The following is a 16047-nucleotide window of genomic DNA, read 5'->3' on the forward strand; positions in this document are numbered from 1 at the left end:
AGTTGCACTTCACGGATTCCCTGCATTCGCCGAAGATCCGGCAACCAGAACATCCACAGGAGACAAACCATGCTGCCGAAACACCACGTCCGGACTTTGCTGATGCTGAGCTTGCTGCCACTGGCGGCTGGTTTCTCCATGGCGGCGACCAGTCCGGCGACGCCCAAGAACTGGCCCGAAAAAGCGATCACCATCGTGGTGCCGACCTCCGCCGGCGGCGCCAATGACGCGATGGCGCGCGTCCTGGCGCAGGGACTCAGCGCACGGCTTGGCAAACCGGTCATCGTGGACAACCGGGCCGGGGCGAACGGCGCGATTGCCAGTGAGTTCGTGGCCCGCGCCGCGCCGGACGGCTACACCTTGATGTTCGGCTACATCGCTACCCACGGCATCAACCCGGCCTTGCAAAAGCTGCGCTACGACCCGGTCGCCGATTTTGAACCCATCGGCATGGTGGCGGCATCTCCGACGGTGCTGGTCGTCAGCCCGGAAGTGCCGGCCAAGACCGCCAAAGAACTGGTGCAGCTCATCAAGGCCAAACCCGACAGCTTCAGCTTCGCGACGGCGGGGAACGGCACCGCACCGCATATCGCAGGCGAGCTGTTCAAGCTGTCCGCGGGGGTGGACGTGATTGGAATTCCCCACAAAGGCTCAGCGCCCGCCGTGATGAGCACCATCTCCGGCATTACGCAATACATGTTTCCCAGCTTGTTTACCGCGTACCCGCAAATCAAGGGCGGCAAGCTCAAGGCGCTCGGCATCGCCGGTGACAAGCGATCTCCCGTCTTGCCGGACGTTCCGACGCTGGCCGAGCAGGGAATTCCCAACGTCAGCATGTCGCAGTGGTACGCCATGTTCGCCCCCGCTAAAACCCCCAAGGTGGTGGTTGACCGGTTGAACCAGGAGATCAACCGCGTATTGGCCGAAAAAACCGTACAGAAATTCATTGAAGACCAGGGGGCCGAGGTTGAAACCAGCACGCCTGCGCAACTCAAAACCCTGGTGCAAAAGGAAGTCACGCGCTGGAAGGGCGTTGTGGCGACCGCAAAAATCAAGCTCGACTGAGTCGCGCAAGTTTCACTGAAAGGAGGGTACGCGCATGAACTTGCAAGACTGGACAGGCCGCAGCGAAACAGTGGAGGACACCGCCACTGCCACGCCGTACGCAGCGTTGTCGGCCACGCTCGACCGCGCCGACACCTCGCGTCCCGCGCCCGGCACGCCGTTGCCCTGCCTCTGGCACTGGCTGTATTTCCTGCCGATCCACGCGCAATCGGAGATCGGCCCGGACGGCCATGCGCGGCGAGGCGGCTTCCTGCCGCCCGTTCCCCTGCCGCGCCGCATGTGGGCCGGCAGCGATTTCGAGTTCCACGAGCCGCTGTGTGTCGGCGACGCGCTCTCGCGCACCTCAACCATCGTCGATGTGACGGAAAAGAGCGGCCGCACCGGCAGCCTGGTTTTCGTGAAGGTGCGCCATGAACTGCGCCGCAACGGTTCTGCAGGCGTGGCGTTGACCGAGCACCACAACATCGTCTACCGTGCGGCGCCGACGCCCGGCGACGTGACCCCTCCGCCGCTGGCAGCGCCCGCCGAATTCGCGTGGGTGCGCCGCATCGTCGCCGACGACGTGCTGCTGTTCCGCTACTCGGCCCTCACGTTCAACGGGCACCGCATTCACTACGACCGCAAGTACGTCACGGAGGTCGAGGGTTACCCCGGCCTCATCGTGCACGGCCCCTTGATCGCCACGCTGCTCATGGACCTGTTGCGTCGGCATATGCCTGAGGCCATGGTGCGCAAATTTGAGTTCAAGGCGGTCCGGCCCACGTTCGACGTCAACCCGTTCTCGATCCACGGGCAGCCTTCGGCCGACGGCAAGAGCGTGCGGCTGTGGGGGCGTGACCATGAAGGCTGGCTCACGATGGACGCCATCGCCACGCTGGGCTGAGGAGACGCCATGCAGCCACTCAAGGGAATCACCGTCGTCACGCTCGAACACGCCATCGCGGCGCCTTTCGCCACACGGCAGCTGGCCGACATGGGTGCGCGGGTCATCAAGGTTGAACGCCCCGGTGTGGGCGATTTCGCACGGGCCTACGACAGTCGCGTGCGGGGCCTTGCATCGCATTTCGTCTGGACCAACCGCTCCAAGGAAAGCCTGACGCTGGACGTCAAGCACGAGGAGGCGCAGAAAATCCTCATGCGCCTGATCATTGAAGAGGCCGACGTCGTGGTGCAAAACCTCGCGCCGGGCGCTGCAGCACGGCTCGGCCTGTCGTACGAAGCGTTGGCCAAGCGCAAGCCCGGCATCATCGTGTGCGACATCTCGGGGTACGGCGGTGACGGTCCTTACCGCGACAAAAAAGCCTATGACCTGCTGATCCAGAGCGAGGCTGGCTTCGTCTCGGTAACCGGTACGCCCGACACACCGTCCAAGGCCGGTCCATCCATCGCCGACATCGCTGCCGGCATGTATGCGTACACCAACATCCTGGGCGCGCTCATGCACCGTCGGCAGACCGGTGAGGGTCAGCGCATCGACATCTCGATGCTCGAATCGCTGTCGGAGTGGATGAGCTACCCGCTCTACTACGCCTTCGAAGGCGCGGCGCCGCCCCAGCGCACGGGTGCCAGCCACGCGACCATCTATCCATACGGCCCGTTTCTGGCCGGTGACGGCAAGACCGTGATGATGGGCCTGCAGAACGAACGCGAGTGGAAGGTGTTTTGCGAAAAAGTGCTGCTGCAGCCCGCGCTTGCCAGCGACCCGCGTTTCGCCGGCAACGCACAGCGCAGCGCCGCCCGGAGCGAACTCTGGTCAATCATCGTTGAAGCCTTCAGCACCTTGACCGCCGCCCAAGTCGTCGAGCGGCTGGAAACCGCTGGTGTGGCTAACGCGCAAGTCAACACCATGAGTGAGCTGTGGAAACATCCGCAACTCGAAGCGCGCGCGCGCTGGCGTGAAATCGATACCCCGGCCGGCGCCGTGCCCGCCATGCTGCCGCCCGGTTCCTGGCAACATGGCGCCCCGCGCATGGGCGCCGTGCCCGCGCTGGGCCAACACACCGACGCGATCCTGAGCCACTTTGGCTATGGCGTCGAACAGATTGCCCAGTTGCGCGCGGAAGGTGCGGTATGAGTAGGCCGCCCGCCGTGCCGCTGAGCTACCTGTTCGTGCCGGGCCACCGGCCCGAGCGATTCGCGAAGGCGCTGGCCTCGGGCGCGGACCGCGTCATCATCGACCTGGAAGACGCGGTCTCGCCCTCTGACAAGGCTGCCGCGCGCGAAGCCATCGCGGCGTGGATGCCCTCCGCCAACGAGGAGATTCGCGGCAAGCTGTTGATCCGTATCAACGACGCGAGCACGGACTGGTACGCAGACGATCTGCAGCTCCTGCGGCGGGTTCGGGCAGCCTGCGTCATGCTTCCGAAATGCGAAAGCAGACGGCAGGTGGCTGACGTTCTTGGTTCGCTCGATGCGGGTACCACCGTGTTGCCGCTGGTCGAAACAGCGCGTGGCCTGCTGGCCGCCTTCGACCTTGCCACTGCACCCGGCATCGCACGCCTGGCCTTCGGTTCGCTCGACTACATGGCCGACCTTGACATTCCCGCCGACAGCCCGTCGTTGCAGCACGCCGCGATCCAGCTTGCCATTGCCTCACGCGCCGCGGGTTTGCCCTCGCCCGTGGCTGGCGTCACGCCCGACGTCGATGCGGACCGGGTTGCCGCCGACATGGCGCAGGCACGCTGCCTTGGCTTTGGCGCCAAGATGTGCATTCATCCCGTGCAGGTCGCCGCGGTGCATCGTGCGCTGCGGCCTGACGCCGAAGAGCTGGCTTGGGCGCAACGCATCCTGAGCGCCTCGCGCGCAGCCGGCGGCGGCGCCATCCAGCTCGACGGGAAGATGGTCGATCGCCCGGTTGTCCTCAAAGCCGAGCGCATCGTGGCCCTGGCTGCACGCACTCCCTGATTTTTCACAAGATACATAACCCAACGGAGAACCTATGTCCGCAACCATCATCGACTCAAAAATTTTCGGCGACATGTTCAGCGATGCCGCCATGCGGCATGTCTGGTCGGACGAGAATCGCACCGCCAAATACCTGGACATCGAGCGTGCGCTCGCCAAGGTTCAGGGCGCCCTCGGCATCATTCCCAAAGAGGCGGCTAAAGAGATCGTGAAGAACTGCGAGCCCAGCCAGATCGACTGGGTCAAGCTCAAGGCCAAGACCGAGCAGATCGGCTACCCGATCATCGCCGTGGTCAACCAGATCAACGCGCATTGCAAGGATGGCCTGGGCGAATACTGCCACTGGGGCGCCACCACGCAGGACATCACCGACACGGCCGCCGTGCTGCAGATACGCGAGGGCCTCGCGCTGGTCGAGGCTGACCTCGCGGACATCTCGGCCTCGCTCGCCAAGCTCGCGCGCGACCACCGCGATACGCCGATCATCGGCCGCAGCAACCTGCAGCAGGCGACGCCCATCACCTTCGGCTACAAGATGGCCAGTATCCTCGCGGGCATCGAGCGCCACCGCGAGCGCCTCACGCAGCTCAAGCCGCGGGTGCTGGTTGGCGAGTTCGGCGGCGCGTCGGGCACCCTGTCCTCGCTTGAAAAAGGTGCGATGGAAACCCAGGCTGGCCTCATGAAGGAACTCGGCCTCTGGCAGCCCCTGATTTCGTGGCACACCGTGCGCGACAACTTCGCCGAAGTTGGCGCCTTCCTCGGCATCGTCGGTGGATCTCTCGGAAAGATCGCGATGGATGTGAAGCTGTTGATGCAGACCGAAGTCGCGGAAGTGTTCGAGCCTTTCGCGCCCGGGCGCGGCTCCTCGTCAACCATGCCGCAAAAGCGCAACCCGATCTCCTGCCTCTACATCCATGCCAACATCTCCGTGGTACGCCAGCTGGCCGCGTCGCTGATGGACGCGATGGTCGCCGACCATGAACGCTCCACCGGCCCGTGGGAAATCGAATGGGTGGCGATGCCCGAGATTTTCTGCCTGATCTCGGGCGCGCTCAAGCAGACGAAGTTCATCCTCGCGGGTCTGGAAGTCGATGCCGCGCAGATGCGCCGCAACATCGACATGACCCACGGCCTCGTGATGTCGGAGGCCGTGATGATGGGCCTGGGCCCCTACATCGGGCGTGAATACGCTCATGACCTTGTCTACGACATCTGCCGCGACGCGCTCCAGCAAAAGCGGCCGCTGATCGATTTGCTGGCGGAGCATCCCGAAATCAAGAAGCACGTGACACGGGAGCAGCTGGCCTCGTTCTGCGATCCGATGAATAACCTGGGCCAGGCAGGCGTGATGGTCGACCGCGTGCTCGCGTCGGTCAAGGCGCCGGACTCGCAGCCCACAAGAGTGTCATAAGAAGAGGGCGGCTCAAGCTTCGGACCAAAGTTTTGTGTATGCGGTTGAAGGGTACCGTCTCAACGTCTTAACGGAAGCTCCAGCGTCACGCAGGTTCCATGTGTGCCACTGGAAATGCGGACCTGGCCCCCCAATTTTTGTGCGCGCATTCGCATCGCGGCCAGGCCGCGTTGGGTCTTGCCGGGGGCGGGAACGGCGTGCGTGTCGAAGCCGCAGCCGTCATCTGTGACGGACAGTTCCAGTGTGCTGGCGGTATCACGCGCGCGAACTGTGATGGTCCTGGCCGCGCCATGGCGCACTGCATTGTTGATGGCCTCCTGGAGCGTGCGCAGGATGGAAAGACCTGTCTCGGGTGTCAGGTAGTCCATCTCCGGCAACGGCCCCACTTGCCACTGCAAACCAACCCCGATGGCGTTGAGCCGCGGCTCCAACCGATAACGCAAGTTGGCCAGCAGGGGCAGCAGGTCGCTTTCCTCAAGGTCCAGCGAATCGATGATGAGCCGCATGTCTTCCAGAGAGTCTTCGATCACGCGCGCGACTTCCTCTCGCGGCACTTCGTCGCGGCGGGTCATCCGCAGCGCGGTGATCAGCTGGCTGCCCATGCCGTCGTGCAGGTCGTGCAGCAGCCGGGTACGCTCGGCGGCGATCACGGCCTGGCGCTCCTCGGCCTTGCTGCGGTCGAATTCTGCGCGCATTTCTTCCAGGGCCTGCCCGTGCGCTGTGCTGACGCCGGCGACCGCAAGGTTGATCTCTTCTTCGGCGCTGGCCCTGTGCAGCGCCAGGCCCTCGAGCGTGCGCGCGACCAAGGTGGCCAGCACCAGCAGTGCGGCTACCGGGGCCATGAAGAAGCTGTCGAAGGCGTTCAGGTCGGCGGGAATGGCCAGGTCCTGCAGCACTGCGGCCCACCAGAGGACCAGTGTCACGGCCAGAAACACTTCGTTGCGCCGCCGTGTGCGCCAGGCCCTGTGAACCTGGGCCAGCACCACGGCGATGGTCAGGGCGAAATACGGGCAGTGCAGCACAGCCACGACATTGGGCCGCATGTTCCCCTGCAGATAGGCCACGACGCCGGCCGCAAAAGACACCGCGATGACGCCGTAGAGCACTTTGAGGTAGCGCTTCCAGGGCGGGCTGGTCCAGTGGCTGTATTCCAGCAGCAGCATGATCATGAGTGTGTTGGACACCAGGGTGCTGGCCAGCGCGAACAGCAGGGATTCGGGGCCGGGCGGCCCGGCTTCAGGCGCGAGCATCACCAGTGCCCGCGGCATCCAGCTCACGCACAGCAGCACGAACAGCAGGTGGATGTAGCGGCGCGTCTTGAACCACAGCGGGATGGCGCCGAACAGGCAGATCGGCACCGCGAACATCAGCATTGTGGGGGCAATGCTTTGCAGGAAACGCCGCACCTGGAAGGCCGGCCCCACGGCCGCAGTGGTTCCCAGGCTCATGCGCGAAAGTCCGCCGCGGGTGTCGGCGCTGCCGCTGACGCGCACCTGCAGCAGGTTGCCCGAGGGCTTGAGTACGTGGCCTCCGAGGGGCACCCACAGCGCGCGGTTGCGGGTAAATCCGTTGCCCGTGCCAAGGTCCAGCCGTTCGCCGTTGAGCCAGAACTCGCCCAGGTCAGCCACCCGCGGCACGACGAGCACAAGTTCATGCTCCGGGCCGGTAGCGCCGGTGGCCTTCAGAGGGGCGTCGAGCGCGATCGAATACCAGGCGACGCCGTCAAAACCAGGGCGGCTGCGGCGCCAGTTGTCGGGCAGCGTGACGGGCGAAGCCTTGCTGAAATCGACTTCGGCGGGGCGCCCTGCGTCTTTAGTGGCGACCACCGCCTGTTCCAGGGTGGCCGCCGCGGCGCTCCAGGACGGCGCCGCCAGCATCAGCGTGGTGCAGGCGCATAGCGCGGCCCATATGCCCTGCAATCGCATTCAGATGAGTCCCCGGGCGCGCGCCTGGTTCACGGCTTCGACGCGTGAGTGCACGGCCAGCTTGCCGTAAATGCTCTTGATATGGGCGGCCACGGTAGACGGCGCGACGTCGAGGTGCCGCGCTGTTTCGGGAACCGAAAGGCCTTGCGAGACGGCCGTCAGCACGTCTTTTTCGCGAGGCGTCAGCGGCTCCATCAGCCAGCGCTGTGCCTCTGTCCGCGGCGCGGCGAAGCTGCGCAGGAGATAGCGCGCCACCTGCGGCGAAAGCGGGGCAGCGCCTTCGCTCACGGCGCGGATCGCACGGCCGAATTCCGCGGTCGGCGTGTCTTTGAGCAGGTAGCCGTGGGCGCCCGCCTGCAGGGCGCGCACCACATGGGCCTCGTCACCGAAGATGGTCACCACCAGGATGCTGGTGTGGCGCGAGCGGCGGGCCAGGTCGGCGATGAGTTCTGTGCCGTCGCCGTCTGGCAGGCCCAGGTCAATCAGCGCAACGTCTGGCTGCGCAAATGAAAAGCTGCGCCGTGCCTCAGCGCAGGAACCCACCGCCTCCAGCAGCCTGAGGCCAACATCTTCACGCACCATGCGCGCGAATTCCTCACGAATTGGTGTGTCGTCTTCCACCAGGGTCACGGTCAGGATGGACATGGATGCGCTTGATTCCTTCGGTTGTTGGGTCGGCGGAGCCCGCCGTGAATCTTAGTGGGTGTGCCTATTTGACCGCAAAAAAATTCGGTCCGTCTCCCCGAATCAGGGGAGGCGATTGCCTTCCCGGCCCGACACCATACGCGGCATGCAAACCACTACCCGATCCACGACAGGCGCTTCGCTGCCGCTGCGTCAGGGCTTTTACGCCTCTTCATGGCCCGTGCGCCGCGCCGCGGCGCTGTTGTGCGGAGCCGTGTGCCTGACCGGGCTGGAGCCGGCAGCGGCGGCCAGCCCTCCCGATGCCGGCAATGTGTTGCAGCAACTCAGGCCTGCGGCTCCCGTGCCTCGCGAAGATGCACCGGCTGCTCTGCCTGCAGCACCGGCCGTGGCATCCCCGATGCCACAGGCATCACCGGGGGATGCTGCACTCCAGGTGCGGGTGGCGCAGATAAAAATTTCGGGTGCCACCGCTTTTTCTGAAGCAGACCTGCTCACGGTGGTGCAGGACGCCATCGGCCGTGAGCTTGACTTCGCCGGGCTCGAGGAACTGGCGGTGCGCCTGAGCCGCTTTTATCGCCAGCACGGCTATACGGTGGCGCGCGCCTACCTGCCCCAGCAGGACATCCAGGATGGTGTGGTGAAAATCGCCATTGTGGAGGGCCGTTACAGCGCCATCACCGTGAAGCCGCAGGGCGAATTGCCCGCGCCGCTGCCGCTGGCCGCACTGGTGCCGGGTGAGCTGGTAAGCGACGCAGCGCTGGAGCGTTCGCTGCTGCTGGCAGCCGACGTGCCCGGCATCGCGGTGCGCTCGACCCTGCAGCCCGGCGCGTCGGTGGGCACCAGCGAACTGGTGGTGGACGTTGAGCGGGGGCCGGCTGTCACTGGCTTGCTGGAGGCCGACAATTTCGGCAGCCGCGCCACCGGCCGCGAACGGGCAGGCGCCAGCCTGTACTTCAACAACCCGGCCGGCCTGGGCGACCTGGTGTCCCTGCGCGCATTGACCGCCGGGAGCGATATGAACTACGCGCGCCTGGGGTGGCAGTTACCGGTGGGCGGCAACGGCACGCGCGCGGGCGCTGCCGTCTCGGTGATGAGGTACCGCCTAGGCGGGGAGTTTGCAAACCTGGACGCACACGGCGACGCCTCCATAGTCACCCTGTTCGCCGCGCACCCGGTGCTGCGCTCACGCCTGCACAACCTGAACGCGCAAGTCAGTGCCGAGCACAAGCGCCTGCGTGACCGCATCGACCTCGTCGGCTCGGCCGATGACAAGCATCTGAACCTGCTCAATCTTGGCCTTTCCGGTGACGCACGCGACGGCTGGGGTGGCGGTGGCGTCTGGGGGTTTTCGGCCACTTATACGCGCGGCCAGCTGGCCATTAACAGTGCCGACGCATTGGCCATCGACGAGGCTACCGTGCGCAGCGCCGGCAGCTTCGGCAAGCTGGGCCTGCTGGCCATGCGCCAGCAAAGCGTCGGCAAGGCCAACTTGCTGGTCTCCTATACCGGCCAGTGGCCCAGCAAGAACCTGGACTCGTCCGAAAAGCTGCCGCTTGGCGGCGCTGGCGCCGTGCGCGCCTACCCGCAGGGCGAAGCGCCGTCAGACCGCGCCAGCCTGCTGACGCTGGAACTGCAATACCCGCTGGGCGCCGGCTGGCAGCTGGTCGGCTTTTACGACGCGGCCGTTGGCTACGGCAATGAGCAGCCGTTGCCCGGCGTTGGCGCGTCAAACCGGCGAAGCCTGTCGGGTGCCGGTCTGGGCCTGAACTGGGCGCATGCCGACGGCTGGAGCGCACGCTTCTTTTACGCACGCAAGCTGCACGGCGGCCCGGCCACCGCCGAGCCGGATCGCAGCAGCCGGCTGTGGCTGCAGGTGTCCAGGAGTTTTTGAGTGGCCAACGCACCGCCTGTTTCACGCTACATATTTGATAGCTGCTTGCGCACGTTCTGAAAGGGCTGCAGCCCGATTTTATTCACAACCGAAGGAAAAACCGCCATGAACCACACCTACCGCGTCATCTGGAACGAAGCCGGCGCCTGCTTTGAAGCCGTGGCCGAAACGGCCAGCGGCAAGGGCAAACGCAGCCTGGGCAAGCGTGAACGCAAGCTCCGCGCGTTGGCCCTTGCCGCCGGCCTGGCAGCGGCGCAGGCACTGGCCGCTCCCACGGGTGGCCAGGTCAGCGCGGGTCAGGGTGGCATTACGCAAAGTGGCACCACCACCACCATTACCCAGACCACACCCAAACTCGCCATCAACTGGCAGAGCTTCGGCATCGCCGGCAACGAAACCGTCAACTTCTTGCAGCCCGGCGCCAGCGCCATCGCGCTGAACCGGGTGCTGGGCACCGAGGCCAGCCAGATCCTGGGCCGGCTCAATGCGAATGGCCAGGTGTTTTTGCTCAACCCGAACGGCGTGTTGTTTGGCCAAAGCGCGCAGGTCAGCGTCGGTGGGTTGGTGGCCTCGACCCTGGGCATGAGCGATACCGACTTCATGGCTGGGCGGTATGTGCTGCGTGCCAACGGCAGTGGCGGCGGCAGCGTGCGCAACGAGGGCACGATACGCGCGGCCGACGGCGGCAGCATCGCGCTGATTGGCGGCCAGGTCAGCAACACCGGCACGCTGGTGGCCAACCTCGGCACGGTGGCGCTGGCTGCCGGCAAGCAAGTCACGCTCGACTTCGCAGGTGACGGCCTGCTTAAACTCGCGGTGGACGAAGGCGCGGTCAATGCGCTGGCGCACAACGGCGGTCTGATACAGGCAGACGGCGGCACGGCCTTGCTCACCGCGAAAGCGGCCGACGCGCTGGCCGGCACCGTGGTCAATAACACCGGCGTCATTCAGGCGCGCACACTCGAAAACCGCGGTGGCGTCATCAAACTGCTGGGCGGCTTTGACGGTGGCACGGTGCAGGTGGGCGGCACGCTCGATGCGTCTGCACCCAGCGGCGGCAACGGCGGCTTTATCGACACCTCGGGCGCGCATGTCAAGGTGACCGAAGGCACTCGCGTCAGCACGCACGCACCGCAAGGAAAAACTGGCACCTGGTTGATAGACCCGGCCGACTTCACCATCGCCGCCAGCGGCGGCGACATCAGCGGCGCCACGCTGTCTGCCAATCTTGCAAGCAGTGACGTCACCATCCTGTCCAGCAGCGGCAGCAACGCGGCGGGTAATGGCGACATCAACGTCAATGACAACGTGAACTGGAGCGCCAACACGCTGACGCTGACCGCTGCGCGCGACATCAACATCCGGGCGGTGATGAACGCCACCGGCACGTCGGCCCTGGCGATGAACACCGGCACGGCCAACGGCGCCGATGCAGGTGTGGCCGGAGGCAAGGTCAAGGTGCCGGTGGACCCGCTCACAGGATTCGCCGGCCGCGTGAACTTCGACCGGGCGGGCACGGGTTTTCTCACCATCAACGGCGAGGGCTACATCGTCATCAACACCCTTGGCACCGAAGGCTCCACCACGGGCCTGCAGTCCATCAACCTCGACGGCGGCCTGCGCTACGCGCTGGGCGCAGACATCGACGCCAGCGCGACCGCGGGCTGGAACGGCAACAAGGGTGCCTCGCCGCTGACGGGGCTGGGCGGCGTGATGGACGGCCTGGGCCACGCCATCAGCAACCTGAAGCTCTGGGTGCCGACGAGCATGACGGGCTTGTTCTCGGTGATCGGCGGAACGGTCAGGAACCTGGACCTCGTCAACGTGACGGGCAATGCTTTTACGGGTGCAGGCGCACTGGCCAGCGACGCCAACAATGCCACGCTGCACAACCTGCGTGCATCGGGCACGCTGGCAGGTCCTGGCTCCAGCGTCGGTGGACTGGTGGGCTTCATGAGTGGCGGAACCTTGCAGGATGCGCACGCCCAGGTGGCCATCAACATGACCAGCAGCGGTGACATGGTGATTGGCGGCCTGGTGGGCGAGGCCATCAACGGGGCCACGCTGCGTGACGTGTCGGCCTCCGGCGCGGTCAACGGGGGCAACAACTACGACTATGTGGGCGGGCTGGTGGGCCGCCTCAGCGGCGGCGCCACCGTGCAGAATGCGCGGGCTTCGGGCGCGGTCACGGGCCGCGCCCACGTGGGCGGGCTGCTGGGCGCGAACGGCAACGCCGACGCGCTCACCGCGGGCACCACCCTGACCAACGTCAGCGCCAGCGGCACCGTCAACGGCATCGGCAGGCTCGGCGGCCAGGGCGTGAACGGAGCGGCCCGCAACGTGGGTGGCCTCGTGGGCTGGAATTTCGGCAACATCTCCCAGGCGAGCGCGACCGGAGCGGTGGTGGCCGACGGCGGCGCGACCACCACCTATACCGGGGTTGGCGGCCTCGTCGGCCAGAACTACTCGGGGGACATCACCAATTCGTATGCCACCGGCTCCGTCACGGCCACGGGACTCACCGGCGTCACGCAGTACGTCGGCGGGCTGGTCGGGCACAGTACTGGCGCGCTGGCTGACGTCTATGCGACCGGCAACGTGAGCGCCACCGGCGACTACACGGGCGGCCTGGTGGGACGCAACACCGGTGCGGTGACGGACGCGCGCTCCGACGCCGTGACCGTGCAGGGACCCGGCAATTACACCGGCGGACTGATCGGCGACCACAGCGGCGGCGCCATCCAGAACGCCCGCGCCACCGCGAACGTCACCAGCCAGCGGCAGTACAGCGGCGGGCTGATCGGCAGATCGACGGGAGCCGACCTCAGCAACGTCACAGCCACCGGCTCCGTCACCAACACAGGCAACGCCGTGGGCAATGCCGGCGCGAACGTCGGCGGCCTGGTGGGGCGGGTCGCCGGCGGGACGATCGACCAGGGGGAAGCGACGGGTGACGTGAGCGGCTATTCATTTGTTGGCGGCCTGGTCGGCAACTTCGAGGGGACCTCGCTGACGCGGTCGAGGTCGACCGGCGCGGTCGCGGGCGACAGCCTCGTCTCCGGCGCGAACGTCGGCGGCCTGGCGGGGTACGCCGGCGGCACGGTCTCCGACGTCCGGGCCACCGGCAACGTCACGGGCCGCAGGTCGGTCGGGGGCCTGATCGGCAACGCCGACGCACAGCTTTCCAACGCGGTGGCGACCGGCAACGTGCAAGGCCTCACGAACGTCGGCGGACTGCTCGGGCAAACCATGGGCGTCATCAGCAACGTGCACGCCGAAGGCTCCGTGCGGGCGACCGACACGGGCAACAGCGATGTCGGCGGCCTGATCGGATCGGCTGAGGCGACGCTCAGCAATGCCTACGCCACCGGCCGGGTGGAGGGTGCCGGCAGCCGGGTGGGCGGCCTGATAGGGCATAGCGTCAACACCGGGGGTGTTCCCACCTCGAACGTCTATGCCACGGGAGAGGTGGTCGGTGCCGGCGGCGTGGGCGGCCTGGTCGGGGTCACCGACGCTGCCAGCGTGATTCGCGGCGCCTACGCGTCGGGGGCCGTCACCGGCACCGGCACCGCGGTGGGCGGCCTGATCGGCAGCAACAGCGGCGCGCTCAGCGACGCCTATGCGAGCGGCAGCGTGAGCGGTGGCAGCCAGGTCGGCGGCTTGATCGGCGATGTGGTGGCCGGCACGGTGGACAAGACCTACGCCACCGGCGCCGTCAGCGGCACCAGCGCCCTGGGCGGGCTGGCCGGCTCGGCCTCCGGCACGGTCATCAACAGCTACTGGGACACCGCCACGAGCGGGCAGGCCGCCAGCGCTGCCGGCACCGGCCGCACGACCGCGCAGATGCGCCAGCAGGCCACCTTTGCCGGATGGGACGTGGGTGCCACAGGCGGCACGTCCACCGTTTGGCGCATCTACGAAGGCATGACCAGCCCGCTGCTGCGCAACTTTTTGGTGGCGCAAAACGTGGCCAATGTGAACACGGTTTACAACGCGGCGACGCAGGCCGGCAGCGTGGCGGCGCCCTCGGGCACGCGCACCGGCACTGCCGCCAGTGGCCGCAACGTCGGCACCTACACCGCGTTTTCCGATCAGCAGGGGCTGGACATCGTGGGCGGCCTGCTGACTATTACGCCGGCCGCGCTCACCGTGAGCGGCGTGACGGCCAGCGACAAGGTCTACGACGGCAACACTATCGCCGCGTTGAATACCGGCGCGGCTACGCTGTCTGGCGTGCTGGGCAGCGATAACGTTGCCGTCAATTTGAGCAGCGCTACCGGCAACTTTGCCGATAAAAATGTAGGCAATGCCAAAGCAGTAACAGTAAGCGGGGTGGGCTTGTTGTCTGGCACTGATGCGGGCAACTACAGCGTGAGCAGCCCGACTGCAGTAATCGCCAGCATTACGCCTAAAGCCTTGACGGTCAGTGGCCTTACTGCAGACAACAAGGTGTACGACGGCAACAACATCGCCACACTGAACACCGGTGCGGCGGCGTTGTCAGGGGTGATCGGCCTTGAGTCTGTGACGGTGAACCTGAATGGCGTCACCGGCAGTTTCGTCGACAAGATGGTGGGCAATGCGAAGGCGGTGACCTTGAACGGTACCGGCCTGCTGGGGGGCGCCGATGCCGGAAACTACAGCGTCAGCAATCCGGCTGGGCTGGTGGCCGACATCACACCCAAGGCACTGACGGTCAGCGGCATCACGGCCAGCGACAAGGTCTACGACGGCAACAACACCGCTACCGTCAACATCAGCAGCGCAAGCTACGCGGGATTGGTGAGCGGCGATGTACTCGAAGTCAACGCCACTGGCACCTTCGGCAATAAAAACGTAGGCAACGGCAAAACGGTGACGCTGGCCAGCAGCTACACCGGTGCCGACGTCAGTAACTACACCATCACGGATCAGGCCACCACCACCGCCAACATCACACCCAAGGCCTTGACGGTCAGCGGCATCACGGCCAGCGACAAGGTCTATGACGGCAACAACACCGCCACCGTCAACGTGGCTGGCGCAAGCTATGCCGGCTTGATCACCAACGACGATCTCGCGGTCACTGCCACTGGCAGCTTCGGCGGCAAAAACGTGGCCAACGGCAAGACCGTCACGCTCGCCAGCAGCTACACGGGCGCCGACGTCGGCAACTACACCATCACCGGCCAGGCTACGACGACGGCGAACATTACACCGAAAGCATTGACGGTCAGCGGCATCACGGCCAGCGACAAAGTCTATGACGGCAACAACACCGCTACCGTCAACATCAGCAGCGCAAGCTACGCCGGCCTGATCACCAACGACGATCTCGCGGTAACCGCCACAGGCGCTTTCGCAGACAAACATGTGGGCAGCGGGAAATCCGTCGCCCTCAGCAGCAGCTACACAGGCGCCGATGTGGGCAACTACACCATCACCAGTCAAGCAGCGGCCACAGCCAGCATCACCCCGGCTGCGCTGAACGTGACTGCGCAGGCCGACAGCCGCGTCTACGACGGCACAACTGCGTCGGCGGCGGCGTCCGTGATCACCGGCGCGCTATACGACACAGTCGCCAGCGCCGCCACGCAAACTTTCGATAATAAAAATGCCGGAAGCGGAAAAACACTGACTGCCGCCGGACTGGTAATGAACGACGGCAATGGCGGCAACAACTACAGCGTCAGCTATGTCGGCAACAACAGCGGCGTCATTACGCCAGCGTCACTGTCGGTGATTGCCGATAACCAGGCCAAACAGGTCTATACACCCGACCCTTTGCTGACATACAGCACCGGACCGTTTGCCACCGGCGACAGCGCGGCCTCTGTACTGAGCGGTGTGTTGCAGCGCGTGGCGGGCGAGCAGCCCGGCAATTACGCGATCAACCAGGGTTTGCTGGCAGCCAATGGCAACTACACGATCAACTACACGCCCGGCAGCTTGTTGATCACGGCCGGACTGCTGCCTGGTCAGGCTGCAGGGTCGACCGGCAGCACCCCCTACCAGCAGGCAAAAGCGCAAACGCCGCTGCCAGCGCCCGAGTTCAGGCCGCTTTCTGCGTGTATCCCGCTGGCGGGTCGTGGCAACTGTGCCGGTGAACTGCCGCTAACGATTGTGGATGAGGGCATGCGCATGCCGGCGCTTGCTCAAAGCACCAACTGAAGGACTTTATTCATGCAACCCAGCTGACGGATGATTGGCTCACGGGTTTTCCGGAC

At 65.6% G+C, this 16047-nt stretch carries 9 protein-coding genes; 7 read left to right on the top strand and 2 right to left on the bottom strand.

Features of this window, described 5'->3' with window-relative positions:
* Positions 1-69: 69 nt before the first annotated feature.
* From AC1D13_RS16140 to AC1D13_RS16160, 5 genes are read left to right on the top strand one after another with little or no spacing between them, the layout of a single operon-like run.
* On the top strand, positions 70-1065 hold the full coding sequence (locus tag AC1D13_RS16140; protein ID WP_457282515.1) for a Bug family tripartite tricarboxylate transporter substrate binding protein: 996 nt from the start codon (positions 70-72) through the stop codon (positions 1063-1065).
* A 34-nt stretch (positions 1066-1099) separates the two neighbouring features.
* Positions 1100-1948: an HTD2 family dehydratase gene (locus AC1D13_RS16145; RefSeq protein ID WP_457282516.1), complete on the top strand. Its 849-nt coding sequence runs from the start codon at positions 1100-1102 to the stop codon at positions 1946-1948.
* Positions 1949-1957: 9 nt separating this feature from the next.
* Positions 1958-3139 carry a CaiB/BaiF CoA transferase family protein gene (locus AC1D13_RS16150; RefSeq protein WP_477689902.1) on the top strand — a complete coding sequence of 394 codons (1182 nt, stop codon included), beginning with the start codon at positions 1958-1960 and terminating at the stop codon, positions 3137-3139.
* Entirely contained in the window at positions 3136-3969 is an 834-nt protein-coding gene (locus AC1D13_RS16155; protein ID WP_457282518.1) for an HpcH/HpaI aldolase/citrate lyase family protein, read from the top strand. Before AC1D13_RS16150 ends, AC1D13_RS16155 begins: the two co-directional genes overlap by 4 nt.
* A 34-nt stretch (positions 3970-4003) precedes the next feature.
* Positions 4004-5380, top strand: coding sequence for a class-II fumarase/aspartase family protein (locus tag AC1D13_RS16160; protein WP_477689903.1), 1377 nt, complete (start codon positions 4004-4006; stop codon positions 5378-5380).
* Positions 5381-5439: 59 nt separating this feature from the next.
* Here the strand turns inward: AC1D13_RS16160 and AC1D13_RS16165 are convergent, their stop codons facing one another.
* On the bottom strand, positions 5440-7305 hold the full coding sequence (locus AC1D13_RS16165) for a sensor histidine kinase (RefSeq protein WP_477689904.1): 1866 nt from the start codon (positions 7303-7305) through the stop codon (positions 5440-5442).
* On the bottom strand, positions 7306-7950 hold the full coding sequence (locus tag AC1D13_RS16170; protein ID WP_477669996.1) for a response regulator: 645 nt from the start codon (positions 7948-7950) through the stop codon (positions 7306-7308). It abuts the gene before it with no gap.
* 145 nt (positions 7951-8095) lie between these two features.
* Here AC1D13_RS16170 and AC1D13_RS16175 point away from each other — a divergent pair, with 145 nt between their 5' ends.
* On the top strand, positions 8096-9841 hold the full coding sequence (locus tag AC1D13_RS16175) for a ShlB/FhaC/HecB family hemolysin secretion/activation protein (RefSeq protein WP_477689905.1): 1746 nt from the start codon (positions 8096-8098) through the stop codon (positions 9839-9841).
* A 105-nt stretch (positions 9842-9946) separates the two neighbouring features.
* Entirely contained in the window at positions 9947-15991 is a 6045-nt protein-coding gene (locus AC1D13_RS16180; RefSeq protein WP_477689906.1) for a YDG domain-containing protein, read from the top strand.
* Positions 15992-16047: the final 56 nt, after the last annotated feature.

It is taken from the genome of Polaromonas sp. P1_E12 (assembly GCF_056405975.1).

Excerpts from the sequence above, each read along its gene's own strand:
- AC1D13_RS16140 (WP_457282515.1), top strand. The coding sequence starts at position 70 with ATGCTGCCGAAACACCACGTCCGGACTTTGCTGATGCTGAGCTTGCTG.
- AC1D13_RS16145 (WP_457282516.1), top strand. The coding sequence starts at position 1,100 with ATGAACTTGCAAGACTGGACAGGCCGCAGCGAAACAGTGGAGGACACC.
- AC1D13_RS16150 (WP_477689902.1), top strand. The coding sequence starts at position 1,958 with ATGCAGCCACTCAAGGGAATCACCGTCGTCACGCTCGAACACGCCATC.
- AC1D13_RS16155 (WP_457282518.1), top strand. The coding sequence starts at position 3,136 with ATGAGTAGGCCGCCCGCCGTGCCGCTGAGCTACCTGTTCGTGCCGGGC.
- AC1D13_RS16160 (WP_477689903.1), top strand. The coding sequence starts at position 4,004 with ATGTCCGCAACCATCATCGACTCAAAAATTTTCGGCGACATGTTCAGC.
- AC1D13_RS16165 (WP_477689904.1), bottom strand. The coding sequence starts at position 7,305 with ATGCGATTGCAGGGCATATGGGCCGCGCTATGCGCCTGCACCACGCTG.
- AC1D13_RS16170 (WP_477669996.1), bottom strand. The coding sequence starts at position 7,950 with ATGTCCATCCTGACCGTGACCCTGGTGGAAGACGACACACCAATTCGT.
- AC1D13_RS16175 (WP_477689905.1), top strand. The coding sequence starts at position 8,096 with ATGCAAACCACTACCCGATCCACGACAGGCGCTTCGCTGCCGCTGCGT.
- AC1D13_RS16180 (WP_477689906.1), top strand. The coding sequence starts at position 9,947 with ATGAACCACACCTACCGCGTCATCTGGAACGAAGCCGGCGCCTGCTTT.